At 43.9% G+C, this 14,688-nt stretch carries 15 protein-coding genes; 7 read left to right on the forward strand and 8 right to left on the reverse strand.

Annotated features, from left to right (window positions below; all coding sequences use genetic code 11):
• Positions 1 to 128 precede the first annotated feature (128 nt).
• Positions 129 to 341: a hypothetical protein gene (locus JFC10_RS04325; RefSeq protein WP_045444283.1), complete on the forward strand. Its 213-nt coding sequence runs from the start codon at positions 129 to 131 to the stop codon at positions 339 to 341.
• 19 nt (positions 342 to 360) lie between these two features.
• On the opposite strand, the gene JFC10_RS04330 is transcribed toward JFC10_RS04325, so the two are convergent.
• Together JFC10_RS04330 and JFC10_RS04335 are read right to left on the reverse strand one after the other, a co-directional pair.
• Positions 361 to 984, reverse strand: coding sequence for a GNAT family N-acetyltransferase (locus JFC10_RS04330; RefSeq protein ID WP_198331828.1), 624 nt, complete (start codon positions 982 to 984; stop codon positions 361 to 363).
• Between the two features lie 90 nt (positions 985 to 1,074).
• Positions 1,075 to 2,712 (reverse strand): FAD-dependent oxidoreductase, encoded by a 1,638-nt coding sequence (locus tag JFC10_RS04335; protein WP_198331829.1) that lies wholly within the window; start codon positions 2,710 to 2,712, stop codon positions 1,075 to 1,077.
• 384 nt (positions 2,713 to 3,096) lie between these two features.
• Here JFC10_RS04335 and truD point away from each other — a divergent pair, with 384 nt between their 5' ends.
• Positions 3,097 to 4,266 carry a tRNA pseudouridine(13) synthase TruD gene (gene truD / locus JFC10_RS04340; RefSeq protein WP_227686023.1) on the forward strand — a complete coding sequence of 390 codons (1,170 nt, stop codon included), beginning with the start codon at positions 3,097 to 3,099 and terminating at the stop codon, positions 4,264 to 4,266.
• A gap of 32 nt (positions 4,267 to 4,298) precedes the next feature.
• Here truD and JFC10_RS04345 read toward each other — a convergent pair whose 3' ends face one another.
• Together JFC10_RS04345 and JFC10_RS04350 are read right to left on the reverse strand one after the other, a co-directional pair.
• Entirely contained in the window at positions 4,299 to 5,750 is a 1,452-nt protein-coding gene (locus tag JFC10_RS04345; protein ID WP_198331831.1) for a GGDEF domain-containing protein, read from the reverse strand.
• 365 nt (positions 5,751 to 6,115) lie between these two features.
• Positions 6,116 to 6,997 (reverse strand): PHP domain-containing protein, encoded by an 882-nt coding sequence (locus JFC10_RS04350; RefSeq protein ID WP_198331832.1) that lies wholly within the window; start codon positions 6,995 to 6,997, stop codon positions 6,116 to 6,118.
• Between the two features lie 221 nt (positions 6,998 to 7,218).
• Here JFC10_RS04350 and ispZ point away from each other — a divergent pair, with 221 nt between their 5' ends.
• The 5 genes from ispZ to JFC10_RS04375 all read left to right on the forward strand — a co-directional run bounded on the left by ispZ (position 7,219) and on the right by JFC10_RS04375 (position 11,628).
• Positions 7,219 to 7,770: a septation protein IspZ gene (gene ispZ, locus JFC10_RS04355; RefSeq protein WP_193011785.1), complete on the forward strand. Its 552-nt coding sequence runs from the start codon at positions 7,219 to 7,221 to the stop codon at positions 7,768 to 7,770.
• A 138-nt stretch (positions 7,771 to 7,908) separates the two neighbouring features.
• Positions 7,909 to 8,238, forward strand: a complete 330-nt coding sequence (locus JFC10_RS04360) for a YciI family protein (protein WP_198331833.1) — start codon at positions 7,909 to 7,911, stop codon at positions 8,236 to 8,238.
• A 62-nt stretch (positions 8,239 to 8,300) separates the two neighbouring features.
• Positions 8,301 to 8,675, forward strand: a complete 375-nt coding sequence (locus tag JFC10_RS04365) for a hypothetical protein (RefSeq protein ID WP_226914419.1) — start codon at positions 8,301 to 8,303, stop codon at positions 8,673 to 8,675.
• Between the two features lie 44 nt (positions 8,676 to 8,719).
• Positions 8,720 to 10,816, forward strand: coding sequence for a tRNA (5-methylaminomethyl-2-thiouridine)(34)-methyltransferase MnmD (mnmD, locus tag JFC10_RS04370; protein WP_198331835.1), 2,097 nt, complete (start codon positions 8,720 to 8,722; stop codon positions 10,814 to 10,816).
• Between the two features lie 173 nt (positions 10,817 to 10,989).
• Complete coding sequence (locus tag JFC10_RS04375; protein WP_198331836.1) at positions 10,990 to 11,628, forward strand: hypothetical protein; 639 nt, start codon at positions 10,990 to 10,992, stop codon at positions 11,626 to 11,628.
• A gap of 120 nt (positions 11,629 to 11,748) precedes the next feature.
• Here the strand turns inward: JFC10_RS04375 and JFC10_RS04380 are convergent, their stop codons facing one another.
• The 4 genes from JFC10_RS04380 to JFC10_RS04395 form a co-directional block, all read right to left on the reverse strand.
• A complete protein-coding gene (locus JFC10_RS04380; protein ID WP_198331837.1) occupies positions 11,749 to 12,417 on the reverse strand; it encodes a DUF4112 domain-containing protein in 669 nt (222 codons plus the stop codon).
• Complete coding sequence (ubiA, locus tag JFC10_RS04385) at positions 12,410 to 13,327, reverse strand: 4-hydroxybenzoate octaprenyltransferase (RefSeq protein ID WP_198331838.1); 918 nt, start codon at positions 13,325 to 13,327, stop codon at positions 12,410 to 12,412. Before ubiA ends, JFC10_RS04380 begins: the two co-directional genes overlap by 8 nt.
• Before the next feature lie 89 nt (positions 13,328 to 13,416).
• Positions 13,417 to 13,659 (reverse strand): hypothetical protein, encoded by a 243-nt coding sequence (locus JFC10_RS04390; RefSeq protein WP_198331839.1) that lies wholly within the window; start codon positions 13,657 to 13,659, stop codon positions 13,417 to 13,419.
• A gap of 97 nt (positions 13,660 to 13,756) precedes the next feature.
• Entirely contained in the window at positions 13,757 to 14,677 is a 921-nt protein-coding gene (locus tag JFC10_RS04395) for a class I SAM-dependent methyltransferase (RefSeq protein ID WP_227686022.1), read from the reverse strand.
• Positions 14,678 to 14,688 lie beyond the last annotated feature (11 nt).

A 14,688-nucleotide genomic window follows, 5' to 3' on the forward strand; every position in this document is an offset into this window, starting at 1 on the left:
GAATATAAGTTCAGATTTATGATGAATAGCTCTTACAATGCAAGTGAGATGAAAGAATTAAAGTGCGGCTCATACTGACAGCACATTCACGATACTGCTATGATGCGCTTAACAATGACCGCTGAGAGATGACTGTGTGGCAGGTGTACTTTTTTATATTACCGATTGGTCTGGGAATTATGACCTTGGCAGCAAGCTTGTTATTTTTGTTTGCGTATCTGATGTCTGATGACAATGCCACGCGCTTACCCGCTTTTAACTGGTTCAAGCGCTTAATTATCGTGGCATTTATACTGCTCAGTGTTGGGCTATTTATGACCTTTGGTCATTTTTGGGGTTGATTCAAGCAGATCGGCTGTATTAAATAACCATTTTTTCTAGTTCTAATAGTTCTAAATCTTCACGCTTTGGCTCGCCATTATTACCATCGTTTGGAAACGGCATTTTATTGCCATTCAACTGATAACCACGGCGCTGATAGTAAGCCAACAACTCAGGACGATGGCTTAAAATAGACATGGTCAAATGCGCTGTTTTTTTATCAGCTGCTTGCCCATCTGACTGTAGATGACGAGTAGCAAAGGTTTCTGCGGCGTGTAAAATCACATTGCCAACACCCTTCCCTTGCAACACAGGATGCACCGCAAACATACCGATATAGGCTTTGTGGCTTGAGTCAGCATCGGTTTTGATATCGACAGCGATACAACCGAGTATCTCACCCGTTTCCTCTCCATCACGGTCGCCCGTTGTCGTTTTTGGATAAACGAAGTAATAGTGATTAGGGTCATTGATTACGGCAGCGAGCTCGGCTGACGTGGTTCGAATACCACCAATTAAATCCGCCTCATTGGTCCAGCCTGATGTCTCGCGATAACAGCGATTTAACAATTGCTCAAGTGCATTAATATCATCGGCTTGCGCTTGTCGTAAAAATACGGACTCTCTATCCAAGTGGTCTTTATCTATATGGTTTTTATTCATATTATAGTTTTTCCTTTCCTTGTTTATATTAAAAAAACTGACCCAAATCGATAGGCCAGCCTTAATAGTAATATGTATCCGTTTTGAGTACTAGGGCGATAACGCCTGTGCTTGGTCGATAATATTAAATCCTGCATTGAGCTGTGCACGCGTTGGTGCATGACCACGGCGGAGTAGTTCAGAAAAGGCAACCAACTCTTTATCACGCCCTAAAGTGCTAGCCGCACTAGCACGTGTGTTTTCCCCAACATCATCAAAGTAGTATTCGATATAATCTAACGTATCTGGCGAACCAAACAAGATATTATTATCAGGTGTCTTCGCATGCCCACTATAGCGTAGGCTCTTGCCATATTGCATCGTCCAAAAGAAAGGGATACGCGCGGCGAGCGAGTTGACACTATCATCATTTAATATCGCAGCCGCAGTCACTAAGCCATGTTGCAAAGCCACGCGCCAATGTTCGATGCGCATGCGCCCCATTTGTCCAGAAGCTTTCGCAATATCGCCCAATGCATAAACACCCTCACGCAGCTGCAAATGCTCATCCACTTGCACACCATCTGGCGCGTTTACTCCCTCGAACAATTCTGTACGTGGTGCTACGCCAGTCCCTAAAATGACGATGTCTGCATCGACTTGCTCACCATTTGCTAATTTAATAGCACCAACTTGCGAAAAATTACTGCCGCTATGCTCATTCGCTTTTTCGACCTCAACGATTTCGGTCACGCTGGCATCAAAGACAAACTGAATCCCATTTTCTTCATGCAGCTTGATCAGCGCATTACTGACGGTTTCAGAGACGATATTTCCCATCACGCGATGGTCTTGTCCGATGACCGTAATAGAAGCCGTCGTGCCTGCTTGTGCCAATGCGGAAGCGACCTCCATACCGATAAAGCCAGTACCGACAATCACCACACGCTGATCGTGACTGGCCGCTTTGATCAATTTGGCATCATTCATACTACGTAAGGTATAAACGCCATCAAGTTCAGCCCCTTTAAAGGGAGGAATCTTTGGCTCAGCACCTGTTGCAACCACTAAGAAATCAGCGGTTTGTCTGTCACTATGACCAGTTTTATCTTTAATGACAATCGTACGTTCATTGGGCAATACTTCGCTGACGGTTTGATTCAAGCGCAAATGAATATCGTGTTTGCTCGCCCAATCTGCACCGCCCAGTAGAAGCTTTTCTTCAGGCATATTGCCCGCTAAAAATGCTTTGGACAATAATGGACGGTTATAAGGAGCCTTGTCATCAGCACTAATCAAGGTAATTTTGCCGCCATAGCCAGTGTTACGCAGCTGATGCGCCGTCATAAAACCTGCTGCGCCACCACCCACGATGAACGTATGCGTATCGATAAGCTTATCATTTGCAATCTGTTTATCTATCTTGGCTGAGATATTCACCGTCAAGCTGTCGCCATTATCGGTCACTTCGTATTGAGTCAAGCCTGCTGTCGCTACTGGCTCTAATAGCGTCCCATCGCGGCTATCAAAAGTCGCATGATGCCAAGGACAGACCACACGATTGCCACAACGTAAGCCTGTGCCTAAATCTGCGCCTGCGTGCGGGCATTTACCATCAAACGCCTGAAACTCATCGTCGTCGCGGGTAATTAAAATGATACTATCATCCTCTTGCTTGTACGATTTCATGCCGCCACTGGCAATATCGGCCTTATTAATAGTCACTGTGTGAATCGTTGCATTGGTCATAAGTCTTCCTTAACAGTTATAATGGTTTCCTGAATCAAACGTGTTGAAAATAACCATATCGCATCAGCCAGTTTCAACGAAAAATGTTGTTCTCGATGTGTTTATTTAAATGCTTTTTTAAAACGCTACGCATTGATAGTAGCAAGACACTTTCACACACGCTGTTTTTTTGTATGTTTCCTGCGTTGCAAAACGTAATCTTTAACTGTTAACCCCTATGCTTACCCATTCTTTTTAACTCTTATCCTCAACATAAAAGACGACTTTATGACTTCTCGTGATGACATAACCGATATGAACGCCAGCCCTCAATCTGCTCTTGAAAGCACTCAACCTGATAACGAGTTACCTGCTAATGGGTCGTTTAATAATGAGCAGTTTGATATGGCAAGTGTCGATATTACCGCAGCGACGGATACTGCGCAGTTACCGCAGCCTATTCAACCGCCTGTACAGCAAGCAACCTATAAAGCCCACGCAACAGACTTTATCGTTAACGAGCTATTGCCGCTCGAATTCACAGGCGAAGGTGAGCATTTATGGCTGCATATCCAAAAATCAGGGATGAATACCGCTTATCTTGCCAAACTGCTGTCAGAGTGGGCAGAGATTCCTCTGCGCGATGTTGGTTATTCAGGCCTGAAAGATCGCCATGCCTTGACAACGCAGTGGTTTAGTTTAAGAATACCAAAAAAGCAATTACCAATATCTGAATTTGCACCAGTCGATATCGGAGCTGATGAATCGGTCACTATCCTCGACCAGCAATGGCATAATAAAAAGCTCAATCGCGGCACGCATCGCGCCAATCAATTTATCATCACCTTGCGTGATATCCGCTTTGCTGATTTTGATACAACATTGCCAGTGCCTGAGCAACTATTATCGGCAAAGCAAGATGTCGAGCGGCATTTAGAAAACATCGCTACAACTGGCGTACCCAATTATTTTGGTCCTCAGCGCTTTGGACGAAATGGCAATAATGTCAGAGAAGCATTATCACTGTTTGCGCGCCCACCGCAACAAAGTCGACCACAACCCAAAAAGAGCAAACGCAAGCACGCACCACGTGAGCAAAACACGATGGAATTGTCTGCCGCACGCAGCTTGATTTTTAATGAGATATTGGCAGCACGAGTGCGTGGTGGTAGTTGGAATACTGGGCTGGCAGGTGAAGTGTTTAACTTAGAGGGTTCAGGATCAATATTTACTAGCGACGCCATAGACGACACGTTGCGTACACGCCTTGAGACGGGTGATATTCATCCCACTGCTGCGTTATGGGGCAAGGATAATGATAAAGTCAGCGGCGTGGCGGCAAATATTGAAAAAAACGTGATTCAGCAAAATCCGCTACTAGCTCGCTTGGCAAATGGCTTAGAGCAGCGCGATATAAAAGCACAGCGACGCGCGCTGCGCCTACCTATTGAAGCGCTATCTTGGGAATGGCAGGATAAAGATGAGGCGCAAACATTGATACTCAGCTTTACTTTAACGACAGGTAGTTTTGCGACGAGTGTCTTGGCAAGCGTAACAAAACAATTAATATACTAAAGCGTATTCGATCCTTAAACGATGGCAGCTAGTTATGTGCCATAGAGCGCCGCAATAGTATTGTTTTCTGCCAACATCTCGTTGGCACTCACCACTTGATCACGTCCACAGTCTTTGGCTTCGTATAAAGCCTTGTCCGCCATACAAATTAAGCGCTGGCAAATATCGTGAGGTAGCTGCGCTGTAGGCGTTTGGCGACTCCCGTGTTTACTGCTGTATGATCTAATTCTTTGCGGTTTAGCAAGCGACTGCGCTGCTTCTTTTTTGTTCAGAGTTTCGCAGGCTTGTTTTATGCAAGTACGCTCGTCATGGGTCAGTGTATATAGTCCCAAGCTGGCGGTCACACTAAAGATAATACTGTCATCGACCGTGATGACATGTTTAGCAATAACGCGCCGTAATTGTTCAGCAATTATCATAGCTGTATCGTGAGTCGTATCTGGCAATACAATCAAAAACTCTTCACCGCCATAGCGACTCACGATTGTTTCATCAGTTAAAGACTGCAAGAGCGTCTGCGCAACCTCCACCAAAACTCGGTCCCCTACCTCATGACCGTAGCTATCATTGACATCCTTAAACCAATCCAAATCCAATAAAATAATACTGATGTCTTGATGATCTTCTACTGACTTCAGCACCTGCTTCATTTGCGTCAGACCATAACGGCGGCTTTTTAGTTGGGTTAACTCATCTTGATTAGCATGCTGCAAAATTTCTTTTTTACTGTCATCTAGTATTAGTAACAAGATACGAAACATATAGATGATAAAAATAGCTTTTGGTAGCGCCATATAAATATGTGTCGAACGCCAAAAAAAAGCGGAAGATCGACGCAATTGATTAACACTGTCCCAATGTAGCGTGCCATTTTTAAAAATAGAGGCAGAGATGGCGTTTTCGATCATCGTCATTTCACTATAGTTGATATAACTATAAGTATCGAGAGGAACAACTGTAAGGGTCATTTGACGTAGATTGGGCAAAGTGACGCCAAAATAAGGAATAAATGTGACTGCTAAAATGATGGCTACGTGCCCTAAAAACGCTCGCCATACATAGCGCCGACGTATAAGCATCATCCCTAGCATTGCACCGCCTACTAAGGAAACGCCAGCTACCAAACTACTATGCCCTAACACTAAAATAACAATTGCGATATAGACACTATAGACAGTGATTAGTATGCCTTGCCATTTATACAAATTACGATTGTTTTTTTTGATAGGTGAAAAGTGAGTTGTCATCCATAATAAAAATAAAGCCACCAGTGTCACGCCAAACCATAGTGGATAAAGCAGCCCTATATCGACATAGGTATCATAAACATCGCGGCGCCACCAAACGAACAAACACCACAGCCAGTGTAAAGACACTTCCATCACCATAAATGAAGCTAATAATGAGGTTCTATCAGCAGCTTGCCACTCAAAAATTGCTTGAGAAAGCTTGTTGTAGCCTAGATGGGATATCGATAAAGCCATAATAGGGCTACCGCAAGAGTGAAGGTTATTAAGTCGAAATGAAAACAATTAAGTAAAAATCAAAAGCCTAAATCAACAATAATAATAAATGGTATAAGCTTTTACCTTATTACCATTTCCAAAAACTGGAGTAGATAAGAAAGCGAGTATCAATACTACACTTTGTAAACTAGGTGAGATTTAACACCGACAACTCTATTTATAAAAATTAATACCACACATCTAGTGTGGCGATTTTTGTCGCAGTTATCAACCTATTTAATGGCTTTGTACATCAACATATGACGCCTTGTTTTTGACTAGCTTATCAATTGATACTTCAGGTTAGGCGACTTTTAACACCTTAGCCAGCAATTGACGTTAGACTAAGACAATATCGCAAAAGACTGCCAAACCCCTTGCTGCTCAGGGTTCAATGCCGGTACATCACCCAAACGACGCCACGGCATATTACTACCATGAAAGTCACTGCCGATCGAGGTGACAAGATTGTGCTCAGCGATACTGCGATCAACCATTCTACGCGTGCTGATTGGTTCACTGGTCGCTGGCAGCTCACAGGCATCACCACCAAGATTAGCAAATTCCTCAATCAGCTTACGCACACGGGTGGCTGAAAGCTGATAGCGCGTAGGGTGCGCCAACACTGCCTTGCCACCACAAGCCTGAATCAGCTCAATCCCATGCTGCATCGTGAGCGCTTCGATTGCTACATAAGCGGGCTTATTATCTGCTAAATACTTATCAAAGGCTTTTTGTACCGTCTTGACTTCACCGCGCTCAAACAATACTTGACCAATATGCGCACGCCCGACTGCTTGCGGATTGCCGCCAGCTTTATCAAGTACGGCTTGCCACAGCTCATCATAGTTAATATCTAATAGCTCGCTGAGCTTTTCAGTGATTCGTTGACCACGAGTGGCGCGGCTATCCTGTAATTGCTGCAGCGTTGCATGCATTTTTTCGCGATCGGTAAAATCGAGCCCCAGCACATGGATGATTTTATTGGTTGATTTATTTTTGCCATAACCACCACTGAGCGTGTGCTCACAGCTTATCTCGACCCCATTAATCAGCTGCATATCGCAGGCAATGGCAGCCGCACGCGCCTCATCAATTCCTGCCAGCGTATCGTGATCGGTCAATGCCAATACATTGACGCCGGCCGCATGGGCACGCTGTACTACTTCCGTTGGTGCATAAGTACCATCGGAGCAAGTACTGTGACAATGTAAATCGATTTTCATAAGAGAAGCCTTAGCATTAAAAATTAAAAGTGTAGAAAATAAAAAATGAGCGCATTGGTAAGGAGCCGTTATATTTGGTAGTCGTCACGATTATGAGTCATAATAATCAGGTATTGCTACCCAAGCCCGTGATATAGCATGATTATCGTGTTGATTGCTTTTTTTTGGTGCAGTAGACGTGTAAACTACCCCATACGTTTTTGTCGGACATCCCCTTTGATATGAAAGCTTTATTAGACTTTATTCCCTTAATTGCCTTTTTTATTGCTGCTCGCTACAGTGGTATCCTAGCGGGGGCTGGTGCGTTGCTCATCGCCACCATCATCGTTTATGCCATTCATTTTATTCGCCAAAAAGGCACGTTTGATAAACAGCAATGGGTTGTCTTACTATTAACCATTTTGTTTTGTGGTGGTACTTTATTGTTGCGTGATGATATCTATCTGCGTTGGAAGTCACCTATTATCAACGGTATCTTTGCACTAACACTTTTGGTGAGTGCTGCGATTAATAAGCCACTGATGCAGCTAGCGATGAAAGATGTTTTTTTGCTTACGATGAGTGGCTGGAAAAAACTCACTCTCGCTTGGGCACTGTTTTTTGCCTTTATGGGTATACTGCATTATATCACAGCGTTTACGATGTCAGATGAGGCATGGATTAACTTTAAAACTTATGGCTGGATTCCGATTATGTTGGTATTCGTCATCGCCCAGTTTGCCGTATTAAAAAAGCACCTCAACCCTGCGCTAACAGATAAAACCAGCAAATAATACTCAATTCATCATTTTATAATATAGCCAATGCTATTTCTAAATGCCAATAGTGACAATCATTAATCGCAATTAGCTAGGGCGCATTGAGCAAAAAACTTTAAATTAATCATAATTTTTATTAATCGAGGAAGTCTCATGTCCTTATTTGCCATTATTGGTCATGACGTGGCTAATAGCAGCGCACAACGTCATATTACCCGCGCTGAACATGTCGAACGCTTGCAAGCTTTAGATCATGACAATCGACTGATCATCGCTGGCCCAACACCCATCGAGCATGGCAAAGACGAGATGTCAGGCAGCTTGATTATTGCTGACTTTGACTCTGCAGAAGCAGCGCAAGCATGGGCAAACGATGAGCCTTACTTACGTGATGGCGTGTACAGTCACGTAGATATTAGACCCTTTATCCATACATTGCCGAAAGCTGATGACAACGCATCAGTTAAAGTAGCAAAATCGTGAATCAGTGCCTATCTTTGTTAAAGAGTCGCTCTTATCAGCTTAGCATTGTTAGCGTGATTTTTATGGCGGCTGTTTCAGTACAGGCTGCGCCAACAGTGACGACTATCGATGTGGCTGATCCAGCCATCACGACACCCGTGCCAGCGCAACCCATACCGAACGCTCAACCAACAAAAAACTCAGTGATGAATATCAGCGATACATTAGCGGCGCAATTACAACCATCTGAGAAGGCATTATCTGATGCCAATCAGCAACTTTTAAGCCGTAATGCACAGTTGCAGCGCGAGTTGAATGACTTGCAAACTCAAGTGAATGTTTTGGTCTACGAGAGCAAAGGTCAGATTTTTTTATACGGTGCATTCACGGTCTTAATCAGTTTATTGGTCGGTATTTTTGTTTCTTGGCTGGTGTTTGTCCGCCGTGAACGCTGGTAGCTAGTACCACGCACTTTTTATTGATTTATCTTATGTGACTGTCTATGTCTAAATCCACGTTCGAATCAAAAGATATTTATACATCTTCTTCTACGCCCTCTAAAAACACTCAGTTACTAAGCACCCACTCATCAAATATCACCCCTGCCAAGATTGATTGGCAGATGGATGATACTGGTAATATGGTGCCGGTCTCTGGAGAGTTTGGTGATGTATATTTCTCGCACGCTGATGGCTTAGCAGAGTCGCGTCATGTTTTTTTGGCACATAACCAACTGCCTGAACGACTGGCCAATCTTGCGCCAAAGCAATGCTTTACGATTGCTGAACTGGGCTTCGGTACTGGACTGAATTTTCTTGCTACGTGGCAGCTATGGCAGCAGTTACGCGCACAAAATCCAAAGTTAGCAACTGCAAAACTGCATTTTATTAGCACTGAAAAGTTCCCGATACCCCTTGCCGACCTTACCCAAATACTAGCATTATGGGGACAGCGCGCGCCTGAATTGACAACACTGATCGAGCTATTGCTGGAGGCCTATCCGCCTCTTATCGCGGGTTGCCATCGTTTGAATTTCTTTGATGATAATTTGACCGTTGATATATGGTTGGGTGATGCTGCTGAGAGCTTAGCCAAACTGGCAAATAACCCTTCTAGCTCGCATGCACCTTATGTTGACGCTTGGTTTTTAGATGGTTTTGCGCCCTCTTGCAATAGTACCTTGTGGGCGGATAGTATTTTTGCACAAATGCAGCGCTTATCATGCCCCAATACGACTGCTGCCACCTATAGCTGTGCCGGTATCGTCAAGCGTGCGCTACAAGATTGCGGCTTTCAGATTAAAAAAGTGAAAGGCTTTGGACGAAAGCGAGAAATGCTAACGGCGATCATGACTGACGCTGCAAAGCTAGAAGAGAGCAATAGCGACTCTACTGACCACACTTACAATCAACCTGCTCATAACGCCCATAGCATTGTCATTGGTGCTGGCGTTTCAGGACTGCTAACCGCTTGGTCGCTAGCTAATCGTGGTATTCAAGTCACTTTGCTAGATAAATCAGCGCCTTTGGCGGGCGCATCAGGTAACCCTCGCGCCCTACTTGCACCCAAGATGACGCCCATTCATCATGTCGACGAACATTTGCATACCATAGGCTATCTCTATAGCAGTCGGCTATATCGACGCTTAAATATAGACGCTGAAAAATCAGGATTAGTGCCAATACTTGAACCAACAGGCGCTCTTGATCTGCTTATGAAAGCCAACATTGGCACAGAGCAAATTGCTGATTATCCCGATGAGATGGCCACGACATTATCCTATGAGCAGGCGCAAAATGTCAGCGGGTTAAAAACACAGGATTTATCAGAGAATTTATATTTACCAAAGTCTGGCTTGGTCAATCCACAAGCATTAAAAGCTACTATCCTGATGCATCCGCTCATCCACTTTCAGCAAGTAGACGTTAAGAGTATTAGCGAAACAGAAGCAAGTGTTTGTATTGAAGGCAATAATCAGGATAAGCAGGCGATATCCATTAACGCTGATAATGTGGTAATTTGTGCGGCTTTTGAGAGTCATCAGCTGGACAAGCGTATTTTTGATTGTCGTAAAATTCGCGGTCAGCTTTCTTGGTTTACGCCCACAATCGAGCAGCTCAAAATTTTACCCAAAATACCACTTAAATACAGTGGCTACTGTGCGTTGTTTACCGCGCAAGCAGGCGATGGACAATTGAACACTGTTGTAGAAGAGCAACCTCAGTTTTTACTAGGCGCAAGCTTTATACGTAATGATACCGACATAGATATCCGCCAAGAAGAGCATCAGATTAGCCGCGAAAAACTAGTGACTGCCATTCCCGAGATGGGCTCGGTCATTCCAACAGATCTCAGTTTGTGGCAAGGACGGGCGGGTATTCGCACGCAAACACCTGATTATCATCCCATCGTTGGCGTACTAGCAGACAGTAAACGAATTTGGGTGATGAGTGCCATGGGTGCTAAAGGGTATGCCATTGCGCCAATATGTGCCGAAGCGTTAACAGATATGATGTTAGGAGTATTTGCCCCCTTATCAACAGCGATGCTTGCGCGCCTGTCACCAAATCGCATACGCTTGCAGACACCGCTTACTTAAAAAATTTTAGTCAAAGGTTTAGTGTCTGTCAAACATTAGAGCTGCTGCTCGCTAAAATCGCACCAAAAATTGACTTTCCAGTGTCAGAGTCGTTTGACGTTGAATGGGAAATTATTGATCTTAATTGTAGATGGTTTTACGTGATTTACTATGTTTAAATAAAAGCTCTACCAATGGATAGCCGTATTATTATGAAAGTCTATGCTCTTACAGTTGCAAAATCAAAACCGTATTTTCAGGTTGTTACTGCTATTTTTTTGAGTATCTCACTATTGAGTGCTTGCCAAAAAACACCAGAGCCTGAGACAGACAATGAGAGACCTCCAGAAGTAGCACTACAATCAACACCTGTGACCTCTAACATCAATACGCCTACCGTTGCTGATGAAGCAGGAAATACCGCTGAAACTACTAGCCCAGAACCAGATGTGAGCTTAACTGAGCTAGAAAATGACCTTGGTGCAACAGACTCGGCAGCAAACAATACTGCCCCAGCACCAAATCCAGAACAAGCCATTAAAGGCGCGCAAATTACTGATGTCCGTTATAAAAATGCGGCTGGTGAATCACTCTCTGTCGTTTTTGAAACCTCAGCAGCAGGCGTACTCAATGCTATCGTTACCCTACCCAATAAACCAAAAATGACACTAAGCGCACCAGAAGGTCAAGGTAACAACCCGACTTATCGATCAACCGATGGCAGTATCCAACTGGTCAGTCATGCGGGCGGTGGCAGTATTGATTTTATTAAAAATAATAAAGTCACTAGCTTTGATGCAGTCAGTGCCGAAGCAGAAGTCATCACTGAGTAATTAATTAAAAAATACAACTTAAAATCTTTTAAAAAGTTACGTAACAGAAATCTCTTAAGCATTAAAAAGGCGGCAAATATTTATGGTATTTGCCGCCTTTTTAATGCTATTAACTTTTCTCTATCCAAATCCAGTTACTTTTCCAAACAGACTGACCAGCCAACTGATTACTGCCCACAGTCCCCAACCAACCACCACAATAACGATTAATCCCAACAGATCAGGAATGTGCAAATACAACCACGCAACGATTGGATTGCGCCAAAAGTGACTTTGCTGCTGTTGGTCTTCTAGCGATTGATGCAAAAACGGCCGATCCATGTGCATCGTTTCAGTAATGCCATATTCATCGTGCAGATGCTCATGCACGATGCCTAAGGTCTTACGACTGGGGCGAATAAAAATATCAAGCAGCGTCCCAATACCCGGTATGATACCAACGACCATATCAATGAGTGCCAGTCTGACGGCAGGCGTCATTTTATGTGCTGGCACCCCCAGCTGACGCCCTAATATAAAAGCATAGCTGGTTAAAGCCAGTCCTGCTAAATCTCCTGCCAGCGGAATCGTCGAAAGCGCCGCATCAGCACCCATGCCTTGTTTGGTAAAAGGCACACGTACCAGCGAATCCATCGTATTAGCAAACTTAGCTAATTTACGCTCGGTGGCGATCACTTGTTCGCGTGTTAGCCCATGCTCAGTCAGCTTTGCTTGGTAATCTATGACAGATGCATTGGCATCAGAATTCCTTTTCGCTTTTGACTTTGAGAGCTTCTTAAAGTTATCCATTAAAAGTCGTCCATAGACAAGCGATTGCGATGAGAGCAAAGATATAACGCCCTACCCATATATTGGCTAAAAACGCCTGAAAACAGGCTCTAGCATTACGAGTAGCACAAGTGCTGTTCTGTTTAGCAAACATCATCGCAACTAACGCCAAGCCAAATACTGGCGTCACGCCTAAGCTTGTCGGTGCAAAGTAATGCCAAATGACCGCACCCATAATAAGCAAAAATAATGTTTGTAGCAGCGAGATAATAATCACATCATAGCGACCAAATAATATCGCCGTTGATTTGACTCCAATTTTTAAATCATCCTCACGGTCAGCCATAGCGTACTGGGTATCATAAGCCACGGTCCAACACATATAAGCGACAAATAACAGCCAACACCAAATATCAGGCGCGCCTTGTATCGCTACATACGCCATCGGTATTGCCCAACCAAAAGCGGCGGCTAAAAACACTTGCGGCAAATGGGTAAAACGCTTCATGAATGGATAAATAAACGCCAATAGCACTGCACCAAGCGACCAGTAAAATACCGCAATTGGCAAAAAGAACAGCAAGCCGGCACTGAGTAATACCAATATTAAAAAAGCAGCGATTGCTTCTTTAGCAGACAGACGTCCATCAGCTAATGGACGTCCTTTCGTGCGAGTCACATGACCATCGACCTTACGATCGGCAAAATCATTGATCGCGCAACCTGCCGCCCGCATAAAAATCGCGCCAAGGGCAAATATTACCCATACTTTAAGGCTAGGTAGACCTGCCATCACCCCTTGCTGTTGCGCCTGACCCATCGCCGCCAACATCACGCCCCATAGCGTTGGCCATAGCAATAGCTCAATACCTACTGGCTTATCAAAGCGCGTCAGCTGCAGGTAGGCGTGTAGTTTGTCATTGAATGTCATGGTATTTTAATTATCACTGATAGAATATTCTGTATGCGTATTTTCATAAATCTCTGAAAACTACTAGATTGCATTAATAAATTGACGAACTAATGAATTTGTTGCCACAATTTATTTGCTTCGATGAGCGATAGCTCAGGATATTGCTTGCGTAAGGCTTTAATGGCAGGAATTTTGTCTTTTTGTACGGCTTGTTGACGCAAAAAGGCCAAATAATCTTCAGGACGACTGAACTCTTTTAAACGGGCTTCCAGCCTTAATATTCGGGTGCGCAAAATGATATTTATTAATAATAACCCTGCACCCATGATCCAAATAATTAGCGTCGACATTCCCTGCTCCTAAATCCAATCATTCTCAATTTTGCAAACATAAACTTGCTAACTGCATATGCTAACTCAGCGCACTCATTAGTATAAAAAACAGCCATCAAACAAAATAACCATCAAAGCGTACGGCTTCATTATGCCAGCTCTCACTTGGTTGTTGATGCGCAAGTAACGGCGCAAATTGCGGACGCTTAACGACCACACGCCCCTGTGTTTGTGTGTTTTGTCCGTTTTGACGGACTACTGCTTGCGCACTTTGTAGCAACTGTTTTTCTTGTTCTAGCGTTGGTGGGCTAGCCAATTGGTGTAATGCTTGCATATGCTTGCCCACTTTAGCACCTTTACCCGTTTTGCTATCTTGGTAACTGTCTTCCGGAAACATAGGGTCCAGATACACCACATCAATTGTTTTCGTATCTACTTCTTTAGTGTCATCTATTGTATCAGCTGCTAGAGTTGCAAAATAACCAAGCGCATCAGTATTGATAATATGCAGACGGCTCATCAGCTTTTGCCAATTTGCTAGCCCACTCATACGCTGCTGCTCTACTAACAATAACAATGCCATCAAGGGCTGCTGCTCGAGCATAATGACCTGTGCACCCGTACTGGCTAATATCAAACTGTCATGACCAAAGCCTGCTGTGGCATCGATAACATGACTATCCGATGTTATTTTAGCAGCTTGTAATAATAATTCAGACTTACGCCCCGCGCTCACCACACGGCGTTGCAGCTTATCCCATTCTGGTGCAACGCTTAACCCATCGCTCAGCCATGATAGCTTGTTTTTTTCATCCAACAGCAATATAGGTTGGGTAGCTGTCTGACTTATTTGCTGGCGACGTTTTTGACTGAGCTTATCGGTAAACAGCTCAGTGTCTAAAATGATGGGTAGTTGATAGGTAGTTATCAGCGCTTGTATGCCTGCGACCTGACTATGCTGCGACTCGCTGACATAGCATAGTTGGCAGTGCATAATATTACTACTCTCTTTGAACCCTTGGCGTGAAGCGGTCATCTCTACTTTCC

It is taken from the genome of Psychrobacter aquimaris (assembly GCF_016107525.1).
GTDB classification, from domain to species: Bacteria; Pseudomonadota; Gammaproteobacteria; order Pseudomonadales; family Moraxellaceae; genus Psychrobacter; species Psychrobacter aquimaris.

Excerpts from the sequence above, each read along its gene's own strand:
- truD (WP_227686023.1), top strand. The coding sequence starts at position 3,097 with ATGGCAAGTGTCGATATTACCGCAGCGACGGATACTGCGCAGTTACCG.
- JFC10_RS04335 (WP_198331829.1), bottom strand. The coding sequence starts at position 2,712 with ATGACCAATGCAACGATTCACACAGTGACTATTAATAAGGCCGATATT.
- JFC10_RS04350 (WP_198331832.1), bottom strand. The coding sequence starts at position 6,997 with ATGAAAATCGATTTACATTGTCACAGTACTTGCTCCGATGGTACTTAT.
- JFC10_RS04375 (WP_198331836.1), top strand. The coding sequence starts at position 10,990 with ATGGATAGCCGTATTATTATGAAAGTCTATGCTCTTACAGTTGCAAAA.
- JFC10_RS04380 (WP_198331837.1), bottom strand. The coding sequence starts at position 12,417 with ATGGATAACTTTAAGAAGCTCTCAAAGTCAAAAGCGAAAAGGAATTCT.
- JFC10_RS04325 (WP_045444283.1), top strand. The coding sequence starts at position 129 with ATGACTGTGTGGCAGGTGTACTTTTTTATATTACCGATTGGTCTGGGA.
- JFC10_RS04390 (WP_198331839.1), bottom strand. The coding sequence starts at position 13,659 with ATGTCGACGCTAATTATTTGGATCATGGGTGCAGGGTTATTATTAATA.
- JFC10_RS04395 (WP_227686022.1), bottom strand. The coding sequence starts at position 14,677 with ATGACCGCTTCACGCCAAGGGTTCAAAGAGAGTAGTAATATTATGCAC.
- ubiA (WP_198331838.1), bottom strand. The coding sequence starts at position 13,327 with ATGACATTCAATGACAAACTACACGCCTACCTGCAGCTGACGCGCTTT.
- JFC10_RS04330 (WP_198331828.1), bottom strand. The coding sequence starts at position 984 with ATGAATAAAAACCATATAGATAAAGACCACTTGGATAGAGAGTCCGTA.
- JFC10_RS04360 (WP_198331833.1), top strand. The coding sequence starts at position 7,909 with ATGTCCTTATTTGCCATTATTGGTCATGACGTGGCTAATAGCAGCGCA.
- ispZ (WP_193011785.1), top strand. The coding sequence starts at position 7,219 with ATGAAAGCTTTATTAGACTTTATTCCCTTAATTGCCTTTTTTATTGCT.
- JFC10_RS04365 (WP_226914419.1), top strand. The coding sequence starts at position 8,301 with ATGGCGGCTGTTTCAGTACAGGCTGCGCCAACAGTGACGACTATCGAT.
- JFC10_RS04345 (WP_198331831.1), bottom strand. The coding sequence starts at position 5,750 with ATGGCTTTATCGATATCCCATCTAGGCTACAACAAGCTTTCTCAAGCA.
- mnmD (WP_198331835.1), top strand. The coding sequence starts at position 8,720 with ATGTCTAAATCCACGTTCGAATCAAAAGATATTTATACATCTTCTTCT.